The sequence below is a fragment of the Acrocarpospora pleiomorpha genome (assembly GCF_009687885.1).
Classification (GTDB): Bacteria; Actinomycetota; Actinomycetes; order Streptosporangiales; family Streptosporangiaceae; genus Acrocarpospora; species Acrocarpospora pleiomorpha.
Map to the genome: position 1 here is coordinate 438,231 of NZ_BLAF01000004.1, position 15,077 is coordinate 453,307.

The 15,077-nt window shown below is 67.9% G+C and carries 15 protein-coding genes and 2 pseudogenes; 7 read left to right on the forward strand and 10 right to left on the reverse strand.

Going from position 1 to position 15,077, the window contains the following annotated elements:
* The first annotated feature begins 194 nt into the window (after nucleotides 1-194).
* Genes Aple_RS02065 through Aple_RS02085 form a run of 5 tightly spaced genes read left to right on the forward strand, consistent with a single transcriptional unit; the run spans nucleotide 195 to nucleotide 4,835 of the window.
* The gene (locus Aple_RS02065; protein ID WP_155342679.1) at nucleotides 195-1,232 is read left to right on the forward strand and encodes a branched-chain amino acid ABC transporter permease; all 1,038 of its coding nucleotides are present in this window, start codon (nucleotides 195-197) and stop codon (nucleotides 1,230-1,232) included.
* Nucleotides 1,225-1,992 (forward strand): ABC transporter ATP-binding protein, encoded by a 768-nt coding sequence (locus Aple_RS02070; RefSeq protein WP_170321237.1) that lies wholly within the window; start codon nucleotides 1,225-1,227, stop codon nucleotides 1,990-1,992. Before Aple_RS02065 ends, Aple_RS02070 begins: the two co-directional genes overlap by 8 nt.
* Nucleotides 1,979-2,686 (forward strand): ABC transporter ATP-binding protein, encoded by a 708-nt coding sequence (locus Aple_RS02075; RefSeq protein ID WP_155342681.1) that lies wholly within the window; start codon nucleotides 1,979-1,981, stop codon nucleotides 2,684-2,686. Before Aple_RS02070 ends, Aple_RS02075 begins: the two co-directional genes overlap by 14 nt.
* On the forward strand, nucleotides 2,683-3,651 hold the full coding sequence (locus Aple_RS02080) for a branched-chain amino acid ABC transporter permease (protein WP_155342682.1): 969 nt from the start codon (nucleotides 2,683-2,685) through the stop codon (nucleotides 3,649-3,651). The genes Aple_RS02075 and Aple_RS02080 overlap by 4 nt, the downstream gene beginning before the upstream one ends.
* Nucleotides 3,652-3,659: 8 nt before the next feature.
* The gene (locus tag Aple_RS02085) at nucleotides 3,660-4,835 is read left to right on the forward strand and encodes an ABC transporter substrate-binding protein (RefSeq protein ID WP_170321238.1); all 1,176 of its coding nucleotides are present in this window, start codon (nucleotides 3,660-3,662) and stop codon (nucleotides 4,833-4,835) included.
* Nucleotides 4,836-4,917: 82 nt separating this feature from the next.
* Here Aple_RS02085 and Aple_RS02090 read toward each other — a convergent pair whose 3' ends face one another.
* A complete protein-coding gene (locus Aple_RS02090) occupies nucleotides 4,918-5,700 on the reverse strand; it encodes an IclR family transcriptional regulator (protein WP_170321239.1) in 783 nt (260 codons plus the stop codon).
* A 266-nt stretch (nucleotides 5,701-5,966) separates the two neighbouring features.
* On the opposite strand from Aple_RS02090, the pseudogene Aple_RS02095 reads away from it, so the two are divergent.
* A pseudogene (locus Aple_RS02095) lies at nucleotides 5,967-6,671 on the forward strand (Tn3 family transposase); the annotation flags it as partial.
* 200 nt (nucleotides 6,672-6,871) lie between these two features.
* Here the strand turns inward: Aple_RS02095 and Aple_RS02100 are convergent.
* The 8 genes from Aple_RS02100 to Aple_RS02130 all read right to left on the reverse strand — a co-directional run bounded on the left by Aple_RS02100 (nucleotide 6,872) and on the right by Aple_RS02130 (nucleotide 13,442).
* Complete coding sequence (locus tag Aple_RS02100) at nucleotides 6,872-7,747, reverse strand: sigma-70 family RNA polymerase sigma factor (RefSeq protein ID WP_155342685.1); 876 nt, start codon at nucleotides 7,745-7,747, stop codon at nucleotides 6,872-6,874.
* Nucleotides 7,744-8,154, reverse strand: a complete 411-nt coding sequence (locus Aple_RS02105; protein ID WP_155342686.1) for a VOC family protein — start codon at nucleotides 8,152-8,154, stop codon at nucleotides 7,744-7,746. Before Aple_RS02105 ends, Aple_RS02100 begins: the two co-directional genes overlap by 4 nt.
* A 267-nt stretch (nucleotides 8,155-8,421) precedes the next feature.
* Nucleotides 8,422-8,544, reverse strand: a complete 123-nt coding sequence (locus Aple_RS55405) for a hypothetical protein (RefSeq protein ID WP_281361512.1) — start codon at nucleotides 8,542-8,544, stop codon at nucleotides 8,422-8,424.
* 30 nt (nucleotides 8,545-8,574) lie between these two features.
* Complete coding sequence (locus Aple_RS02110; protein ID WP_155342687.1) at nucleotides 8,575-8,955, reverse strand: putative quinol monooxygenase; 381 nt, start codon at nucleotides 8,953-8,955, stop codon at nucleotides 8,575-8,577.
* Between the two features lie 88 nt (nucleotides 8,956-9,043).
* A complete protein-coding gene (locus Aple_RS02115) occupies nucleotides 9,044-9,703 on the reverse strand; it encodes an NADPH-dependent FMN reductase (RefSeq protein WP_155342688.1) in 660 nt (219 codons plus the stop codon).
* Nucleotides 9,704-9,827: 124 nt separating this feature from the next.
* Nucleotides 9,828-11,348, reverse strand: a complete 1,521-nt coding sequence (locus Aple_RS02120; protein WP_155342689.1) for an FAD-dependent monooxygenase — start codon at nucleotides 11,346-11,348, stop codon at nucleotides 9,828-9,830.
* 55 nt (nucleotides 11,349-11,403) lie between these two features.
* The gene (locus Aple_RS02125) at nucleotides 11,404-12,606 is read right to left on the reverse strand and encodes an SGNH/GDSL hydrolase family protein (protein WP_155342690.1); all 1,203 of its coding nucleotides are present in this window, start codon (nucleotides 12,604-12,606) and stop codon (nucleotides 11,404-11,406) included.
* A gap of 86 nt (nucleotides 12,607-12,692) precedes the next feature.
* Entirely contained in the window at nucleotides 12,693-13,442 is a 750-nt protein-coding gene (locus tag Aple_RS02130; protein WP_155342691.1) for a DUF998 domain-containing protein, read from the reverse strand.
* 251 nt (nucleotides 13,443-13,693) lie between these two features.
* On the opposite strand from Aple_RS02130, the gene Aple_RS02135 reads away from it, so the two are divergent.
* Complete coding sequence (locus Aple_RS02135; protein WP_155342692.1) at nucleotides 13,694-14,281, forward strand: TetR/AcrR family transcriptional regulator; 588 nt, start codon at nucleotides 13,694-13,696, stop codon at nucleotides 14,279-14,281.
* Nucleotides 14,282-14,406: 125 nt separating this feature from the next.
* Here Aple_RS02135 and Aple_RS02140 read toward each other — a convergent pair.
* Nucleotides 14,407-14,926: pseudogene (locus Aple_RS02140) on the reverse strand (ISAzo13 family transposase); the annotation flags it as partial.
* Nucleotides 14,927-15,077: the final 151 nt, after the last annotated feature.

The window sequence follows — 15,077 nt, forward strand, 5'->3', positions numbered from 1 at the left end:
ATAGACAATCCAGGATTTTGTCCGACGTTAGACGTTCGAAGTTTGCACTTGTGCTTGCCATCACATGTGACGTAGGTTACGGTGTTCGCATTCCGAGCCGACATCTCGTAATACGAGATTGACATCAAAGGAGGGCTCGTGTCGCAGCTGGCCGACTCCATGCCCGGTGCACCTACGTTCGCGAGCGACTGGTGATGACGCCGACTCACTCGGACGCTCCGGCAGCGCGGACCTCCGGCGCATCCTCGACCGAGACGGTCACGGGGACGGCCCACGTCGAGCGCCTCCTCGCCTGGGGCTGGCAGCCGGCCGCCATCGTGGTCTGGATCTTCGTCGCCACCCCGCTGTTCGGCGGCTCGAACGTCTACCCGCTCCTGGTGCTCGCCGGCATCTACGGGATCGCGGTCGTCGGCGTGTCCCTCCTCGCCGGCCTCGGGGGGCAGATGACGCTGGGCCACGCGGTCTTCATGGCCATGGGCGCCTACGCATCGGCGCTCGCCACCACCAGGTGGGGCCTCTCGCCGCTGGTCGGCGTGGCCCTCGGCATCGCGGCCGCGCTGACGCTCGCGCTGGTCACCAGCCCGATCCTCCGCCTTCGTGGTTGGTACCTGGCCATGGCGACCGCCGCGTTCTCGTTTCTCCTGCAGCAGGTCCTCGTCAACCTCAGCGACCTCACCGGCGGCAACAACGGGATCTTCGGCATCCCGCCTCTCTCCGCGGGTGGCTTCGAGGTGACGGGTGAGAAGTCGTACTTCATCTTCAGCTGGGCCACTGTCCTCGTACTGTTCCTGCTGGGTCGCAACATCGCGCGCTCCAGGTTCGGTCGGTCGCTCACGGCCATTCACAAGGACACCGACGCGGCCGCAACGGTCGGCATCAACCCGGCGCGGGCCAAGGCTGTGCTCTGGCTCGTCGCGGCAGTGCCCGCCGCATTCGCGGGATCCGTCTTCGCCCACTACAGCGCGTTCATCGCCCCGACGGACTTCGCCTTCGCGACCTCCCTGCTGCTCTTCCTTCCCGTCCTCGTCGGAGGAGAGCGAAGCATCTTCGCGGGGCTGGTCATGGTGACTGTCTTCGTGGCGACCTCCGCCTACGTCACCCAGACGCTGACCGCCGAGCTCTTGGAGGCCATCGCCGTGATCGTCATCTGCCTGCTGTCGCCACATGGGCTCGCCGGTCTTGCGAGCTCGGCGCTCGGCCGTCTTCGCGCCATCGGGAGGCGCGATGCTTGAGGCCTCGAGTCTCTGTGTGGAGTTCGGCGGTGTGTCGGCGCTCTCCGAGGTGACCTTCTCGGTTGCCGAGGGCTCCGTGCTCGGCCTCATCGGGCCCAACGGCGCAGGGAAGTCGACCTTCATCGGTGCCGCGAGCGGCGTGGTCCTCGCCAGCGCAGGAACCGTCACCTGGCGTGGTGCGACCCTGGCTGGAAGACGCCCCGACCAGATCGCGCGCCTCGGCATCGGGCGGACGTTCCAGCATGCCCGCCTCTTTCCAGGACTGACCGCCCTGGAGAACGTCATGATCGGGAGCCACCTCGCCGGCCGGTCCGGTGTCTTCAGCGCCATGTTCCGCTCGCGGAGGTGGCGCAAGGACGAGACGCTCCTGCGGGACGCGGCCTTGGAGGCCATGGAGTCCGTCCATGCCCTCGAGCTGGCTCATCGTCCGAGCGAGGACCTCACCGCCGGGCAACAGCGCCTCGTCTCAGTGGCGCGCGCACTGGCAAGCGGGCCATCGCTGTTGTTCCTCGACGAGCCGGCTGCCGGCCTGACGGACGCCGAGCGGCATCTTCTGGCCGCCGACCTCAAGCAGTACTTCGCCACGCACGAGGTGACCGTCCTCCTCGTCGAGCACAACCTCGGGTTCCTGATGTCTCTCGTGTCCAACATCGTGGTCTTCGACCGCGGAACCGTCCTGGCCGAGGGCACACCGGCCGAGATCCGCTCGAATCCGGCCGTCATCGACGCGTACCTGGGAGCCGACCATGCTGTGCGGTAAGGGGCTCGTGGCCGGATACCTCGGAGCGCCGGTGCTGCACGAGGTGAGCATCGAGGTACGTCCCGGAGAGGTGTTCTGCCTCCTCGGAGCAAACGGCGCGGGCAAGAGCACGACCGCCAGGTGCCTCGCCGGAGTGCTGGGGCTTCGTGGCGGTCAGGTCATGATCGACGACGTCGACGTGACGGAGGCGAGCGCCAACGAGCGTGTGCGTCGAGGGCTCTCGCTGGTTCCCGAGGCGCGACACCTGTTCGGTCGCTCGACGGTTCGCGACAACGTGCTCCTGGGCGGTTGGACGAGATCACGGTCGGAGCGGAGCGCCTCCTACGGCCGCGTCATGGAGACATTCCCTCAGCTGGGAAGACTGCTGAGGAGGAAGGCCCGCGACCTCTCCGGTGGTGAGCAGCAGATGGTTGCGATCGCGCGCGCCCTCATGGCCGACCCTCGCTACCTCATCCTCGACGAGCCCAGCCTGGGCCTCGCGCCGATCTACGTCGACATCATCCTTCAGAAGGCCGCAGAGCTCGCCACGCTCGGAGTCGGTGTCCTGCTGATCGAGCAGAACGTCGGGAAGGCACTCTCCGTCGGCCACCGCGGCGCAGTGCTCGAGACCGGCCGAGTCGTCCTGTCCGGCAGCGCGGACGAGCTCGCTTCCGATCCTGCGGTCGTCGACTCCTATCTGGGTGGTGTGGTGTGAGCACATTCCTGCAGCTGACCTTCGCGGGACTGAACGTCGGGTTCCTCTACATGCTGGTCGCTCTCGGCATGGTCGTGACCTATCAGGTCTCGCGGGTGGAGAGCCTTGCTCAGGGCACGTACGTCGTCTACAGCGCGTTGATCTTCGGCTCGGTGCACGACGGCCTGGGCTGGCCGTTGGTCGCCGCAGCCCTTGCAAGTCTGCTCGCCTGCGCCGGCATCGCCGTGTTCCTGTATCTGCTCGCCCTCAACAGGTTCGCCACACGCGGTGAGGCGGGACCCGTCATCATGCTCCTGGGCGGCGCGCTCCTCTTCGCAGAGCTGGCACGCCAGTTCTGGGGCCTCAACGACCGCAGCGCCAAGCCGTGGCTCTCCAACGAGCCGCTGCGGATCCTTGGTGCGACGGTGCTTCCTCACTCGCTGTTGATGTGGGCGGGCGCTGCGTTCCTGGTGGTCGCCGGCTTCGTGCTCTTCGAGCGGACCATGCTGGGCAAGGCGCTTCGCGCGGCAGCAGACGATGTCGAAGGTGCACGCATCGTCGGCATCAACACGAAGGTGATGCAGTTCGTCAGCTTCCAGGTCGCCGGCTTCTTCGGTGCAGCGGCCGGGATTCTCCTGGCCCCCATCATGCCCTTCGGCTGGACCTGGGTGTTCGCGCTGGCGTTGACGGGCGCGATCGGTGCCATCGCCGGCCGCTGGGAGTACGTCCCCGTGGCGCTGGCCTCCCTGGCCATCGGCCTGTTCGCCAGCTACGCCGGTGGCTACGTCTCGACGTCCTGGCAGGACGTCTACATCTACGGCGCATTCATCGTCGTTCTCCTTCTGCTACGGGAAGACAAGAGGGCGGGTACTCGTCGTCGACGCCGTAGGAGTGGCTCTTCGGAGCCTCGTATCAAGGACGGCCGGGCAGCCGCGTCTGCCGTGGCCGGTCACAACTCCGCACTCGTCCGGGTGCCCGAAAAATGAGGTATGCAATGAAGCAACCAATGAGGGTGGTCGCCACGGCGATCGCAGCAGGCGCTGTCGCCCTCGCCGCCGCCTGCGGGTCCTCGGGTGGCACCGCCGACGACAGCTCAGGTGAGTCGATCGCGATCGGCGTCGTCATCGACAAGACCGGCGCCCAGGCCGCGTACGGAGTTCCCGGACTGAGCGGCATCCAGCTGGCGGTCGACCAGGTCAACGCCGACGGGGGCATCGACGGCAAGCAGATCGACCTGATCGTCGAGGACGGCACCTCGGATCCGACGGTCGCGGCCGCGGCAGCCAGGACACTCAGCTCGAAGACCAGCGTGGTGATCGGGACCTCGTCAAGTGCAGGATGCCGGGCCATGCAGCCGATCCTGGACCGGGCCAAGGTGCTTCACTTCTGCCTCTCACCCACCAACATCGAGCCGACGCCGTACTTCTTCCTCAGCATGGCACCGGTCACCGACTACGTGCCCGCGACGCTGCCCTGGCTCGAGGACCTGGGAGTCCACAGGATCGGCTTCATCGGCCAGGACGACGCCTCCGGCGATGGGTACCTCTCGATCTTCAGCTACATCGCCAAGAATGACCCCGGTCAGTATGAGGTCGTCGCCGAGCAGCGATTCACGTCCGGCTCCACGAACCTGGAGACGCAGATGACGAAACTGCGCGACGCCAACCCGGACCTGATCGTCGCCGGCGTCTCGGGCAGCAACATCGTCCCGATAGCCCAGGCCGCAAAGGCCCTCGGCATGACCCAGCCGATCTGGGTAGGCACGGGCTCGGCATCCTTGGACGCCTTGCAGCCGTTGGCCAACGACCTGCCGCAGGGCGGTCTGTTCGCCAACGCCTTCTGGGTCAACATCTCCGACGACGTGGAGGACAGCGTCCCCTACGCCGACAAGGTCAAGTCCTTCGCCAAGGCCTACACGGACAAGTACGGGGAGCAGCCGCCCGCGGCCGCCGGGGCCGCCTACGACAACACCGAGATGATCATCAACGCGCTCAAGGGGGGAGCCACGAGCGGTCCTGAGATCGCCAAGGCGATCGAAGGAAGCTCCTACACCGGCGTCCTCGGACCCTATGAGTTCTCAGCGGACAAGCACCAGGGCGTCACTCTGCCGCCGGTCATGATGCAGTACACCGGTGCCAGCGGATTCGAGCTGGGCTTCTCCGGCTCCTGAATGACGCGACCCACCCACTCTGGTTCGGTTCTGGTCCGGGGACTCTCCTCGGACCAGAACCGAACCACTGCGACGTCATCGGTCAGTCGAGCTTGTCCCTGATCTCCTTGGCCGCGGCGAGGACGGCGGCAGCCGTGTGCTCCAGCCCGGGCTCGGCGTAGTGGTGCTCGAGTCCTGCAACCGAGATCGCGCACACCGGGACGCCGCTGCGGTTGTAGACGACGGCGCCCAGGGACGCGACGCCTCGAGTGATTCCCTCCTGGTTCAGCGCCCAGCCGCGCTGCCGGATCAAGGCGATCCCCTTCCGGATGTCGTCAGCGGTTCGATCCCCCTGGAGGGTGTGCCAGTCGGTGTTCTCAGCGAGGTACTGGTCGATCTCCGCGTCGCTCATGGCGCTCATGAGCGCCTGGGGAGCTGCCCCGAGGTGCATGGGAAGCCACTCGCCGGTGGTCCAGGAGACCACGTCCACCTCGGGTCCGGGCAGACGAGACAGGCATCGCGCCCCCCAGCCCTCGCGTATGGCGAGGAGAACACTTTGTCGTGTCTCGTCCCGGAGGTTCGCGAGCGTCGACTCCGCGACCCTGATGATGGGCATCCCGCTACGCACCGCCGAGCCGTACTGGAGCAGCTTCATGCCGAGGTGGTACCGGCCGGTGGAGCGGTCTCGGTCGAGCAGCCCGCCCTGCTCGAGCGAGGTGAGGAGCCGGAAGGCGGTGCTCCGGTTCGTGCCGATCACCTCCGCCACCTGGGTCGGGGTCAGGCCGTCGGCCACGTGCAAGAGGGCGTCCAGTGTCTTCACCGCCTTCTCGATGACCGCAATCCGGGAGCCCGCCGATCGTCCCGCCTGCTCGTCTGCGCTTGGCATCGAAAACGTCCTCCTGGTCTGGTGGGCTACTCGGGACTTGCTCGTGATGCATGCATCGCGCGCACTGCGCGATGATATCTCGTAATACGAGATGACCACTAGTCGCAGCATCGCCGGACACGGCAATCGAAGTGCACGGTGGTCGGGATCCGCGGAGCATCCTGAGGGGATCGGTGCTGTGACGCACGCGGTAGCCACGTTCCTCGACGCCTGACCGTCCGCGATTTGGTGTCATCGCGGGCGAAGTGCCCATAACGCACTTGGGGGGCCAGACCGAAATTGGGTTCGGCGTGAGCAGGCTCTTGGGCTTTGACCTGCTGCCGCGCATCAAGCAGATCAACAAGGTCAAGCTGTACCGGGTCGAGAGCGGCGAAAGCGACCGGTACCCGCGGCTGACCCCGGCGATGACCCGGCCCATTAAGTGGGAGCTGATCGAGCAGAACTACGACCAGATGATCAAATACGCCACCGCGATCCAACAGGGCACCGCCTCCACCGAGGCGATTCTGCGCCGCTTCACTGACTCCGCCTCCCACCCGACCTACCAGGCCATGCTGGAGGTCGGCCGCGCACAGAAAACCATCTTCGTCGCCCGCTACCTCCGACTCCGTGAGCTGCAACGCGAGATCCAGGAAGGGCTCAACGTGGTGGAGTCCTCCAACGGCGCCAACAGCGTCATCTTCTACGGCAAGGGCGGCGACATCTCCACCAACCGGCGCGAGGAGCTGGAGATGACCGTCTTGTGCCTGCGGATCCTGCAGACCGCGCTCGTCTACATCAACACGTTGATGCTGCAGGACGTCCTGGCCGACCCGGAGTGGGCCAAGCTGCTCAAGTCCGCCGACCGGCGTGGGCCGACACCGCTGTTCTGGCAGCACGTCCAGCCCTACGGCGAGGTACGGCTGGATGTCGCCAAGCGCCTGCCACTCGGGGGTGACGCAAGTGCGGCGCAGCCGGGCGGTGTGGAGTAGCTCACGATCGTGCTGTTGCCCGATACGCGCGGACCCCGCGGGCCGTCGAACAGTATCGGCGGTGACGTCCCGTCACGGGCTGCCGCACGGCTGGCCCGCATTCGGGGCCCTCGCACGAACCGGCCACTGCGCTGAGGAGCTCGGCTGGTCGGCCCGGGATGACTTGCACATGCACGGGCCGACCGATGACGACACCCGGCTCAGGCCGTGGCGGGCAGATCGATCGAGGCGAGTTTGGCCGGGTCGACAACGATGTGGATGTCTGTGATCCGACCGTCGGCGACGGTGAAGGCGATGACCGACAGCGGTGTTCCGTCCGAGCGCCAGGACATGTGGCCAGGGACGCCGTTGACCAGCACAGCTCGTTGACGAGCGACCTCGCCGGAGAACATGCGGGCACCGGAGGCGACCGCGGTGGCTCCGAGGGTGACGACCACGCCGCCCGGGGTGTCGACCGTCAGCTTCACGTTCGGGTCGAGGACCCGCAGGAGCGCTTCGAAGTCGCCACCGAGGGCAGCGGCGCGGAATGCCTGGACGACCTCTTGGTGCTCGCGGCCGGGGTCCGCTGGCCGGTCTGTTGCTTGGACCTTGCGGCGGGCGCGGCTGGCGATCATCTTGGTGGCGTCGGCAGATTTGCCCAGGATCTGGCCGATCTCCTGGAACGGGACCGCGAACATGTCGTGCAGGACGAACGCCAGGCGCTCGCTCGGAGTGAGCGAGTCCAGCACGACGAGCAGGGCGAAGCCGACCGAGTCGGCCAGCGCGACCTGCTCGTCCGGTGTGGGCTCGTCGGCGGGCGTCACCACGAGGTCGGCGAACTCGTGTCCGTAGGTGGTCTCGGGGTGGGCTTGACGGGATCTCAGCAGGTCCAGGCTGATGCGGCCGACCACGGTGGTCAGCCATCCCGCCAGGTTGCCGATGGCCGCCTCGTCCTGGCGGACCAGGCGCATCCAGGCTTCCTGGACCACGTCTTCGGCGTCGGCGTGCGAGCCCAGCACGCGGTAGGCAAGCGCCCGCAGCCGATCGCGCTGGGCTTCGAACGTCTCGGTTACGAGGTCGGATGGGTGGGTGGTCACGACTGGCGCGGCTTTCGCGGCTGACGCAGCGAGACCCGGTTGCCGTCCGGGTCCACCGCCTCGATCCGGACCCCGAACGGATAGTCCACCGGTTCCCACTCCTCGAAGGTGACGCCGCGCTCGCGCATGATCTCAAAGTCCTTGCGCAGATCGTCGGATTCGAGGATCAACGGACCAGGCGCGACAGGCTGGCCTGTGGCGCCGGTGTCGCCCGGCTGGCCCGCGGCCGCCGCATGCGACCACAGGAGGATCTGCACCGGGCTGTCGGGAACGCCGACCGTGAGGAACCGCCCGTCGGGCCCCGCGTAGTCGGCCCGCTTCTCCAGGCCGAGTCCCTCGGTGTAGAACTCCAGTGCGCGGTCCTGATCGGTGACGTAGACCGTCGTGTACATGATGTTGTTGAGCATCCTGTTCTCTATTCACTCGTTGGTGCGACGACCGTTCGTATTCGGTCGTCACCCCTATGACGAGCCACGACGGGAGAAGGTAACAGGACCCGGATTCCCCTCCACCTACACCGAGGCCGGCTTGTCGGGGTCAATGTCGATTCCCGGAGCCCTCTGCACTGATTCTCGAAGTCGTCTTCACCGCCTGACATAGATCGCCCCGTTCCGCGAATCGCGGTGGGACGGGGCGTTGGTATTTCCTGCCGGTGCCGGGGCGTTCTTCGTGGATCAGCCGTTGATGCTGTTGGTGGTCGACCAGGGGCCGCCGTTGCCGTACCAGTACTTGACGCTGCCGTCAGTGGCTCGGGCGAACAGATACAGGTTGCCCTCGAAGTCGGGCGTTCGACACACACCGGCGGGCCGGTGTTCCCCGGCTGAGGATCAGGGTGCGGGGATCGGCGGCTGGAGTTCGTGGATGAAGTCGACCGACAGAACCTCGAAGTTGTCCTCCCGGGTGGCCAGGTAGTCGGCCATGTAGTCGCTCTCGCCGTGGGCGTCGGTGGCTTTCATGCTCGTCCAGTGCTCCAGCAGGGTGAAGGCCCGTGGGTCGTCGCGGTAGCGCAGGACGCGGAATTCCAGGCAGTCGGGGTTGGCGCGCGTCGGCGTGATGATCTTCTCGATGGCCTGCTCGGCCGCCTCGGTCCTGCCGGGGCGGGCCTGGAGCTTGATCTGCACGAACAGCGCGCCGGAGGGCGGGACGGGCATCCCTTCGGCGAGTGCGTGCTCGGCTGGCGCGGAGGACTGGGAACGGATATCGGACATGGCTGTCGCCTTTCGTGGGGGTGGTGAGCTGCTGGGCGCCGGTCGGGCCGCGGCAGGGATCGTGTGCGGGGAGTCAGGTGACTGGAGGTCAGCTGGCGCGGGTGGCGGCGGCCTGGGCTTTGAGCGTCAGGTCGCGCAGGCGCATGCGGCCGGGCACGAGTTCACCGGCGGCGCGGGCGCGTTCCAGGGCGGTTGACCACCAGGCGAGGTCGTCCAGGAGCACCTGGAGGGAGGCGCTGGTCGCCGGGTTGGTGGGCTGGCCGGTGTCGTCGAAGGCGTCGGTGATGAACGGCATCACCACGGTGTTGCGTAGCGGCACGGCCTCGGTCTCCACCATGATCTGGGCGAGGTGCTCCAGCGACCGTATCCCGCCGCCGATCCCGGCGCTGTAGCCGACGGCGGCGACTGGCTTGTTGCGGAAGGCGTGCGACAGCCAGACGGTGTCGATGGCGTTCTTCAGGACGCCCGGGACGCTGTGGTTGTACTCACCGGTCACCACCAGGTAGGCGTCGGCGTCCTTCACGGCCCGGTTCCACGCCTTGACGAGCGGCTGGGAGTAGGTGGGGTCGTTGATGTCGCCGACGCTGCCGAAGTGCTCGGCGAAGAACGGCAGCGGCCAGTCCCGCAGGTCCAGCACTTCCACCTCGAACGCTCCGTGCGAGGTGGCTGCGGCCTGCACCCAGGCCGTCACCCGGTCGGCGTTGCGGGTCGGGCGGGTCGTCCCCACGATGATCTTCAACTTGGACATGGCGTACCTCCATACGGTTGCAAACGATCTTCCGGTGGCGGGGTGGCCGCCTGGTGCCGCCGTCGCGCGGCCCTGCGGCGGTGACGGCCCGGCGGTGACGGCAATACGGCGGTGCTGTGGTGTTTCAGAGGCGGCCGAACCAGCGGGTGAGGGAGTGGCGGAGCGTGTCGCCGCCTGCTGCGGGAGGGGTGTCGGCCCAGGCGACGATGCCGTCGGGGCGGATGAGGAGGGCCCCGTAGCCCAGGTCGCTGCGGGGGTGGCCGCTGATGTAGTGCACGCGGTCCTTCCATGGCGCGGCCTGCTCGGCCAGGGTCTGTTCGGGACTAAAGTCGAGCAGGACGCCGCGTCCGTCGTGGAGGAGGTCGCCCAGGCTGATCCCGTCGGCGAGGCGGAAGTCGGGGGCGGTGCGGCCGATGAGCGGTTGCTCGCTGCCCAGGTCGTAGCGGTGGAACAGGCCGGAGGATCTGCGGTAGACGTGGGTGGTCCCGTCGGGGGTGCCCATCAGGTCGCGGACCAGCTGCTGCAGGGCCGGGGCGTTGGGGCCGGGGTTCATGGTGGCGACCTGGGCGCGTGACCAGTCCAGGACGGCGGCGCCTATGGGGTGGCGTTCGGCGGTGTAGGTGTCGAGCAGGCCGTCGGGAGCGTCGCCGCGTACGGTCGCGGCCAGTTTCCATCCGAGGTTCATCGCGTCCCCGATGCCGAGGTTGAGTCCCTGGCCGCCGAGCGGTGAGTGGATGTGGGCGGCGTCGCCCGCGAGCAGGACGCGGCCGTTGCGGTAGGTGGTGGCCTGCATCGCCCGGTCGGTGAAGCTGGAGGCCAGATGGACCTCCTCCAGGGTCGCGTTCGTGCCGGACACGCGGTCCAGGACGGCCTGGAGGTGCTCGCGGGTCAGTTGCTGGGTGCGGTCGAAGGCGCCGCCGTCGAAGTCCATCATGCCCAGGTGCCCTTCCAGGGGCGTGCGCAGGTACATGCCGGTCGGCGTCAGCTGGAAGCCCAAGGGCAGTTCGTGCGGGTCGGCGAAGGTGACCTTGGCGATGTAGCCGGTGAACAGCGGTTCGGTGCCGACGAAAGAGAAGCCGGCAAGCGCGCGGACGGTGCTGCGTCCGCCGTCGCATCCCACCAACCAACCGGCCGGGTAGTCCCGGCCGTCGGCCGTCACCGTCACCGTGTCCTCGTCCTGGGTCACGGCGGTGACGGGCGCGTCCCGCACGATCGGCACGCCGAGCGCCGTAGCGCGTTCGGCCAAGACCTGGGTGACCGCTTCCAGGCTGGTCATGAGGCCGTCCATCGCAGGGCCGGGCAGCCGGTAGGTCAAAGCGGCTGGGTCGATGTCGGCGGCGTCCAGGGTGATGCCGGCGAAGTGGCCCAGGCTCCGGGGAGCGGGCGCCTGGTCGGCGTCGGGGTCGGCGCCGATGGCGGCGGCGTCGACGTGGGAGGCCTGCAGCAGCGGCTGGAGCATGCCGCGGCGGTAGAACGTCTCGACCGAGCCGGCGTTCAGGCCGCGCAACCCCAGCGGGAGCGCTTTGAGCGGCGGGCGCGGGTCGGCGTCCCGCTCCAGGACCAGGACGGCGCAGCCGGCCAGGGCGAGTTCGCCGGCCAGGAACAGGCCGACCGGGCCCGCTCCGGCGATCACCACGTCATGCATCGGAGATTCCTTTCTCACAGGGTCGCCCGGCCCGGCTTCCGCCGGGCCGGAGGGTTCAGTCGAAGATCGACAGGTCGATCGAGTGGGCCAAGGCGTCGTAGCCGGCGTCGTTGCCGTGCAGGTCGTCGCCCATGTGCAGGTCGCCGCGGATGCGGGAGGGGTCGGCCGGGTCACGCCAGACGGCGTCGAAGTCCAGCACGCCGTCGAAGACGCCGCTGGTGCGGATCCAGGTATTGATCTGCTCGCGTGCCTCGTCTCCCTCGGCCGTGTACATCTCCGAGCCGCCGTAGGGAGCGACGGTGGCGGCGTGGATCTTCACGCCGTTCGCGCGGGCGCGGGCGGCGACCTGGAGGTGGGCGGCGATGATGTCCTCGACGGTGACGGGCTCGCCGCCGAACATCGCCAGGAATCCGGCGGTCTCCTCGGTGCCGGGGGCGAAGGAGAAGACCAGGTCGTTGCCTACCGCGACCACGACGTGGCCCAGGCCCGGCGTAGCCAGGACGTCCCGGTCCAAGCGGGCCAGCCCGGCGGTCCCGATCCCGTCGTTGAGCAGCCGGTTCCCGCCGATCCCCTGGTTGATCACGTAGCGGGTCGTCCCGTCGCGCTCGGCCAGCCGTTCGGCGAGCACGTCGGTCCAGCGCCGGTCGGCGCCCGGCGTGGAGCCGATCCCGTCCACGCGGGAGTCCCCCAGGACGGCGATCGCGTTCGAGCGCCGGTCGGGCAGCACTTCCACGGCGGAGATCAGTGCCTGGGCGGGCAGCGGCGCCGCGCTGGTGGGGAGCGCAGCCGCGGCGGTCGCGTCGCCCGGGATGATCCAGCCGAGCGCGTGGAAGGTGCCGTGGCAGGTGGCGGCCTCGACGCTGCCGGGCAGGTGGATGCTGATCGTCAGATGCGACAGGGCGGGCACCGGCAGGTCGATGGGGTCGCTGAGGATCGGCGCCCCGGCGGGGATCGTGGCGGTCGGCCGGCCGCTGAAGGTCACCGTGTGGGATGTGCCGTCCTGGACCTGGTCGTCGGATCCGGTGAGGGCGACCCGCGCGGCGCCGATCGTCACCGGCGCGGTCCCGTACTCGTTGCTCAGCCGGATCCGGACGCGGTCTCCGCCGCCGCTCACCCGCACGATCTGCCGCAGTGTGGCGTCCGCGAGGGGTTCGATGCCGGTGACGGAGTTGTCCGGCGCCTGCGGCGAGACGCCCCAGGTGCGCACCCAGCCCAGCGCGCCGGTGCTTGCGATACCGGTGTCGAGGTTGTCGGTCATGGTCGTTGTCCTTTGCTCTCGGTGAGGCGATGGATGTCCGGGGACGGGGGCCGGCGGGATGTCAGGGGTGGGTCAGCAGGCGGGTGTCAGTCGGCTGCGTGCGCGCTGACCTGGCGGGCCGGTGCCGCATCCGCGGGCCGGCGCTTGCTGATCGCTGCTCCGGCGCAGATGAGCCCGATCAGGAACGGGTGGACGGCGCCGCGCTCGATCAGGCCGATGACACCGATGGGGTTGTCGCCCGCGCTCAAGATCAGCCCGAGGTAGGCGGTCATCGACAGCAGGCCGATCACGCCCACCGCGATGAGCGCCCGGCCCATGCGCCGGGAGACACCGATGCCCTGCCAGCGGCGTCCCAGCACGATGGTCAGCACGTTCCCGCCGATGAAACCGAGGAAGGCGCCGGTGCTGTGGTACTGGCCGGTGCCGTCGTTGAGCGCTTCGCCGGATCCGGGAAAAAGGGCGAGCAGGACACCGCCGACGGCCAGCATCGTCGCGGGGACGAGCACGGCCCAGCGGCGCCGCCCCGACACGTCGCGCAGGGCGATGATCCCGGCCAGGATCGTGAGGCCGAACAGGAAGAAGCCGGTGTTCATCACCCAGGCCAGTGGCGAGTACATGTACTGCCCGAACAGCGTCGACGGCCCGTGGACGCCGAGATTGCTGATGAAGTGGTGGGTGTAGCTGTAGGCCGGATCGGTCCACGCCGTGGCGGCGATGAACTCCGCGAGCAGGAAGATCACCGGGCCAGCGATCAGCAGCACTCCCGCGCTCCGACGCTGCTCAAGCCAGCGCCCACCGACGCCGCGCCGCCGCGTCGATTCCATGTCTTCTGTCATGCCTGTGTGCCTTTCTGCTGGTAGAGGCGGGGCCTGGCGTGCGGAGCCCGGCGGAGATCGACTCCCATCGGCCCCCGTCAGCGGCCCTGCTGCGGTTGCCGGCGATCAGTGGCTCGCACGATGAGGCGGCCGTGACACGCCTGGGCCTGATGGGGCCCATGAGTCACACTCGATAACTCCACTCGGTTTCTAACTATATTCGGTTTACCTTTCGTGTCAATGTAGCGTTCCCTTCGGGTTACAGTTTGAGCATGGTGAACGACGCGCCCGTGGGGCGCCGCGAGCGCAAGAAGGCCGCGACACGGACTGCGATCTTGGAAGCGGCGACCGCGCTGTTCCTCGAGCGGGGCTTCGACGCGGTGACGGTCCGCGAGATAGCGGAAAAGGCCGATGTGACCCCCAAGACGGTCTTCGCGCATTTCCCCTGCAAGGAGGCCCTGGTCTTCAGCGACGAGGGCGAGCGGCACGACCGTCTCGTCGCAGCGGTGACCGGCCGCGCACCCGGCATAACGATCTCCGAGGCGCTGAAGGCGCACTACCTCGGCGAGATCGCCGCGCTGAACACCGAGCCCATGAACCAGATCGTCGCCCTCATGGAAGGCACCCCCAGCCTGATCGAGTACGCCGAGAAGATGTGGCTACGCCACGAGGACGCACTGATCGAGACCCTCACCGACGAATTCGGACTCGCCGAGCCAAGCGACGAGATCCGCTTCTACGCCCGGTTCGCGCTCCAGATACCACTCATGGCCCGCCATGACGATCCAGAGACGGTCATCGACGTCGGATTCCGGCTTCTCGACCAGGGCTGGGCCAGCTACGACCACGCCCGGGGATAACCGCCGGCGCCGCCATCGCCGCAACCTCCGCCGCCCTCAGCCGGGCGCACTCCGAAGCCGGCACACGTGTCCCCGCGATAGCTCCACAAAGGCCGAGGTGGGTGCACCCGGAGTGTGCCCGTCCCGGTGGGGGCGATGGTGTAGTTCCAGGTTCCCCTGTGCTCATGGGGAGTGATCGGCAGTGATCGGAGATAGTCGCGGCTGATGGAGATCCCGGTCGGGTAGGCGCCGGTGTCCAACTCGGCATGCACGCGCAGTCCGGTGCGGGTGCGCGTGGCCGCGATGCTGTTCACCACGACCGCGTGGCTGGTCAGCGGCCTGCCTCGCCAGTTGAGGGTGATCTGGGAGAACAGGCGGGTGTTCGATCTTGTTCCACTTGGAGGTGCCTGGTGGGAAGTGGCAGACGGTCACCGTCAGGCCGGTCTCGGCGGCGAACGCCGCGAGTTCTGCCTTCCACAGCCGATAGCGGTAGCTGTTGGAGCCGCCGCAGTCAGCGGTGATGAGTAATCGGCCGGCGGCCGGGAAATCGAGGCGTCCGCGTGAGCGCCACCAGCGGCGGATCGACTCCACCGCGAATACCGAGGTGTCGTGGTCGGTGCCGACGTTCACCCAACCGGAATCGTTGCTCAGGTCGTAGATGCCGAACGTGTAGAACGCCGAATTAATGACACTACGAACGCCGAATTTCTGTCACTCGCGCCGATCGTCGGCCCGACCCGGCGCCCATATGTCATCTTTTGCCGCTTTTTGCGATGAAACGGCTGACCGAGATTCTGCCCGCTCTACGGCCACAAGT